Genomic DNA, 4724 nt, shown 5'->3' on the forward strand with positions numbered 1-4724 from the left:
ACCCCATATGAAGTATTTTTTGACAAACCGTTGCACTTAGTTTGACAATTCGCCGGGCGAAAAAATTTATACTTTGTTGAATTGATGACTACACCGCTGATTCTAGATTACTTGACACCAATCAATTTCTAAATGGAATCAAGTACAAAAAGACAATTTTAATCCAATTTCAAATCAGCTGATGCCAAAGCTTCTTTAACGACCCACATAACGTCTTCACTGTGTTGCAAACGAGTCTTGACGGCAGTTAGGTCATGTTCCCGAATGATCCGCTCAAACTCGACGAATTCTTGATACATCCGATGAGGATAAATATTGTGATCAACTTTTTCCAATAAATTCTTGTCGTGATCATAAACATCGAATGATTCCATTTTATTTGTTGGGCCATTGACGATGATCGAACCCTTGTTGCCTTGGACGATCGTCTTTCTGATTGGCGAAACAGAATCCTTAGCACCGATGGCGACCGCTTTGCTATTGCCATAATCTAACATCAAAATTCCTGAAGTATCGATACCACGTTCAATATTAGGTAAATAGTCCACTTTCTTGGGACGACCTAAAAGACCCACGATGAAGTGAATATTGTAAATATTGAGATCCATCAAGGCTCCACCACCCTTTTTAGGATCAAAGGCTGGCAAGATCTTTCCGGCTTCAAAAGCATCGTAACGTGATGAATATTGGGAATAATTACTCTCGATCAACTTCAAATCACCTAATTCAGGCAATTTTTTCTTTAAGTCCAGGTAATTTTGAAGATATTGGTTAGTGATAGCTTCAACTAGAACCAACTTCTTTTCCAAAGCAATCTTTTGCAAATCCATAAACTCTTCATATTTAACTGTAAATGGTTTCTCGGAAATGACATTCTTGCCGTGTTCCAAAGCCTTTTTAGCAAAGGCATAGTGTAAGAAATTAGGCACTGCCACATACACCGTGTCAAAATCGCTCTTTGCCAAGGCTTCGTCAAAATCAGTGTAAACTTCCTTGATATGATACTGATCTTGTAATTGTTTGAGAATATCCAAACTTCTCGTTGTACCAATAATGGCTGTCAATTCAGTATCTTTTAAATCCTTAGTAATTGTCAAAAAATCGTGAACGATATTTCCTGATCCGATAATTGCTAACTTCATTTCAATCACTCCTTATCTGCTATGCAAGTTTATTTAAACACGCTAGAATAGTAATAACTACTTTATATACAGAATGGTAAAAATATTCCAAATATTTTGATAAATAAATTAATTATCCGGGAACATTTTTTCATAACTGACTTAGGATGGTATCTTATGACAATTATTTCGCAATTATCAGCTGCCAAAAATTTCAACGGGTCCGAAAAACAACTAGCCGCCTATATTATCAAACACAAGGAAACGGTCATTGACCAGTCGATCCAAGATTTGGCAACCGCAACCTTCAGTTCAACCTCAACGATCGTTCGCCTGTGTCGAAAAATTGGTCTCAAGGGTTATAAAGATTTTAAAATAAAATTATCCGCCGAGTTGCAACGACATTATCAAGACATTTCAACCGTCGATCCTGATTTTCCTTTTACCGAAGATGATTCCAATAAAGAAATTTCGCAAAAGTTGTTCAGGGTTATGGATACTTCCTTAAAACAAACGAATGACCTCTTAACTAATGAACTGTTGGAACGAGCTGTCAGAGAAATTCTTCAGGCCAAAAAGCTCGGCATTTTTGCTTATGGCGACACTTATATCTCAGCTCTAAGCTTTCAAAACAAATTAATGAAGATCGACCATGAGATCAACTTACCCACGTTGACAGACGAAAGTAAGTTTCTAGCTGCCAACTTTAAACCAGCTGACTGTGCCATTTTGATTTCCTACAGCGGGCGCAGTAAAAGCACTTATCAAATTGCCAAAATATTACGTTTGAACGGCTGCAGGATCATTACTATCACTTCCGATTCGCAATCAGAAATCGCCAAATTGAGTGACGTGATCCTACCGATTGCAAGTTCTGAGAGTGAAGCCTTAAAAATATCTCCCTTTGCTTCACAAGTCGCCATTGAATATGTTCTCAACACTTTATATGCCTGCCTGTTTGTGGCTAACTATGATGTGAATCAACGACACCGTTTGGCTTCAGAAAAGTTATTTTCCGACTCCAGATTCTCTGATAAATAAAAATTTATAGAACAAAAAAACGTATTCCCTGAGGAATACGTTTTTTTAAGAAGTATGTTACTCAATTGTATTAATTAGATGTCGCGACGACGTTCCTTAATACGAGCAGCCTTACCTGTACGAGCACGTAGGTAGTAAAGCTTGCTACGACGTACACGACCATGTCTGATAACTTCGATTTGTTCTACACGAGGTGTGTTCAATGGGAATGTTCTTTCAACACCAACACCATTACTCATCTTACGGACAGTATATGTAGCACTGATACCAGCACCATGTCTCTTGATAACGACACCTTCGAATAGTTGGATACGTTCACGTGAGCCTTCAACAACCTTAGCGTGGACACGTACTGTATCACCACTACGGAAGTCAGGAACATCAGAACGTAATTGTTCTTTAGTAATATCTTGAATTAATTTATTCATAAATAATTTCTCCCAGCCGACACTCTTACATATCCTTTGATACACAGCGGAATATCGTTAATATGTGTGTTCAAACACTCTTAATATGATACTTTATTTACAAGCAATTGTAAACTAATTATTTCGACGAATTTTACGCAATATCTTTTGCTCTTCATCAGTCAAGTCTGCATTTTCTAACAGATCAGGCCGACGTTCGAGCGTTTTCTTCAATGATTGCGTTAGACGCCACAAGCGAATCTTTTCATGATCCCCACTTGTTAGGACCTCAGGTACTTTTTTACCGCGGAAATCGGCTGGACGTGAATATTGTGGATATTCTAAGAGTCCATTCGAGAACGATTCCTCTTCTGCTGAGACAGAATTACCCAAAACTCCGGGTACGAATCGCAAGGTAGCATCGATCATACTCATTGTTGGCAATTCCCCACCAGTTAAGATGTAATCACCGATCGAAACTTCATCCGTCACAAGGTCTTTGACACGTTCATCAAATCCTTCGTAGTGACCACAGATAAAGACTAACTGATCTTCCTTGGCAAAGTCACGAGCCATTTGCGTATTAAAAGTTTTTCCAGCTGGATCCAACAAGATGACCCGTTTCTTACCTGGCTTCTCTTTCTCAACGTAATCCATGGCATCATAAATCGGTTGAGCCTGCAGCAACATACCTGCACCCCCGCCGTAAGTACCATCATCGACGTGATTTTGTTTGTTAGTAGTAAAACCACGAAAATCTACCACATCAATATTCACAAGCTTTTTTTCTTGAGCTTTGCCGATCAACGATTCATTCAAAGCCTGAAACATTCTTGGAAAAATACTTAAAATTGTAATATCCATTAGTCTATCAATCCATCCGGTATTTCAACGTTGACGATCTTTTCATCAAGGTTGACTTCTTTAACTACATCATCGATATAAGGCAACAAAACTTCCTTATACTTTGGTCCTTTAACGACCCAAACATCATTGGAACCAAGTTCTAAGATCTCAGTGACCTTGCCGACTTCGCCCAAATCTTTATCGATAACTTTCAAACCAATAATTTGTTTGTAGAGAAATTCACCATCATTAAGGTTGGAAACTTCCTCGCCATCAGCAAATAACTCTGATTTAACGTATTTTTCAACGTCGTTGATATTATCATAGCCCTTGAACTTCAACAGCACGAAACTCTTATGAGGACGTGATGATTCAACTGTAAATTCCAAAACTTGGTCTTTATTTTTAAGGTAAACTTTAGCGCCACTCTTAAAACGATCTTCTGGAAAATCAGTAATTGGAATGATTCTTAATTCGCCTTTAATACCATGGGTATTAACGATTGTACCAATACGATATAATTTTTCGGTCATTTTTCCTCCGCTAATAAAAATGAGACCTCGACGAATTATGTCTGGCCCCATCAAAAATTACTATTTTGTGAATTTGCTTTCGTGATACTTTTGCATAATTCCGTGTTGTTTCAACAAGTGACGAACAGTATCTGAAGGTTGTGCACCTTTGTTTAACCATTCAACGATCTTGTCGTCTTCTAATTTGATTTCTTCTGGTTGTGAGATTGGGTTGTAGTAACCAACTTGTTCGATAAAGCGGCCATCACGTGGTGCACGTGAATCTGCAACAACTAATCTATAAAATGGGCGTAACTTTGAACCCATACGTTTCATTCTGATCTTAACTGACATATGTTTGTTTCCTCCAATAAATACTTAACTTTGTTAGTATACACAAAATTATCATTGGTGTAAAGTTTTTTTCTTTACACTGCTTATTTTTTTTAGAATGCCAACTTAAAAGATTGGGGTGATTGAAATATGCCGCCTTCCGATCAAAAGCTGATTGGCTGGAACGTGGTGAGGCGACTTGGAGCCGATTTAGAAATCGTCTTCAAGCTCGTCAGTAATCTAAGTCAGCTGAAAAACGCTAACTAAGATTAAGCCACCACTGAGCCATCAGCTTTTGCTCTCCAGGCTAGTCTTCTCGTTGTTTAGTTAGTATATATAGTATTTGAGTAAAGTTATTATCTAGATAAATATAGTTTTGAACATAAGAAGACCGTAATTCTTAATTAACTGCGTTGGCACCTGTCAAGTTGACGTTTGAAATAATATAAATTTGAATAGTGTTT

At 37.8% G+C, this 4724-nt stretch carries 6 protein-coding genes; 1 reads left to right on the top strand and 5 read right to left on the bottom strand.

Going from position 1 to position 4724, the window contains the following annotated elements:
- Nucleotides 1-158: 158 nt before the first annotated feature.
- Nucleotides 159-1142, bottom strand: a complete 984-nt coding sequence (locus tag FD29_RS06145) for a Gfo/Idh/MocA family protein (RefSeq protein ID WP_057888073.1) — start codon at nucleotides 1140-1142, stop codon at nucleotides 159-161.
- Between the two features lie 156 nt (nucleotides 1143-1298).
- Between FD29_RS06145 and FD29_RS06150 the strand changes: the two genes are divergently transcribed.
- Nucleotides 1299-2162, top strand: coding sequence for a MurR/RpiR family transcriptional regulator (locus tag FD29_RS06150; protein ID WP_057888074.1), 864 nt, complete (start codon nucleotides 1299-1301; stop codon nucleotides 2160-2162).
- 74 nt (nucleotides 2163-2236) lie between these two features.
- Here FD29_RS06150 and rplS read toward each other — a convergent pair whose 3' ends face one another.
- From rplS to rpsP, 4 genes are all read right to left on the bottom strand, one after another.
- Entirely contained in the window at nucleotides 2237-2590 is a 354-nt protein-coding gene (gene rplS / locus FD29_RS06155) for a 50S ribosomal protein L19 (RefSeq protein WP_057888075.1), read from the bottom strand.
- A gap of 114 nt (nucleotides 2591-2704) precedes the next feature.
- Nucleotides 2705-3433, bottom strand: a complete 729-nt coding sequence (gene trmD / locus FD29_RS06160; protein ID WP_057888076.1) for a tRNA (guanosine(37)-N1)-methyltransferase TrmD — start codon at nucleotides 3431-3433, stop codon at nucleotides 2705-2707.
- The gene (gene rimM / locus FD29_RS06165; RefSeq protein WP_057888077.1) at nucleotides 3433-3948 is read right to left on the bottom strand and encodes a ribosome maturation factor RimM; all 516 of its coding nucleotides are present in this window, start codon (nucleotides 3946-3948) and stop codon (nucleotides 3433-3435) included. The genes trmD and rimM overlap by 1 nt, the downstream gene beginning before the upstream one ends.
- A 60-nt stretch (nucleotides 3949-4008) precedes the next feature.
- On the bottom strand, nucleotides 4009-4281 hold the full coding sequence (rpsP, locus tag FD29_RS06170; protein ID WP_057888078.1) for a 30S ribosomal protein S16: 273 nt from the start codon (nucleotides 4279-4281) through the stop codon (nucleotides 4009-4011).
- Nucleotides 4282-4724: the final 443 nt, after the last annotated feature.

The sequence above is a fragment of the Companilactobacillus mindensis DSM 14500 genome, assembly GCF_001434275.1.
Taxonomy (GTDB): Bacteria; Bacillota; Bacilli; order Lactobacillales; family Lactobacillaceae; genus Companilactobacillus; species Companilactobacillus mindensis.

Bases quoted from the DNA above. Each gene is read 5' to 3' on its own strand.
- trmD (WP_057888076.1), bottom strand. From the start codon at position 3,433: ATGGATATTACAATTTTAAGTATTTTTCCAAGAATGTTTCAGGCTTTG.
- rpsP (WP_057888078.1), bottom strand. From the start codon at position 4,281: ATGTCAGTTAAGATCAGAATGAAACGTATGGGTTCAAAGTTACGCCCA.
- FD29_RS06145 (WP_057888073.1), bottom strand. From the start codon at position 1,142: ATGAAGTTAGCAATTATCGGATCAGGAAATATCGTTCACGATTTTTTG.
- FD29_RS06150 (WP_057888074.1), top strand. From the start codon at position 1,299: ATGACAATTATTTCGCAATTATCAGCTGCCAAAAATTTCAACGGGTCC.
- rplS (WP_057888075.1), bottom strand. From the start codon at position 2,590: ATGAATAAATTAATTCAAGATATTACTAAAGAACAATTACGTTCTGAT.
- rimM (WP_057888077.1), bottom strand. From the start codon at position 3,948: ATGACCGAAAAATTATATCGTATTGGTACAATCGTTAATACCCATGGT.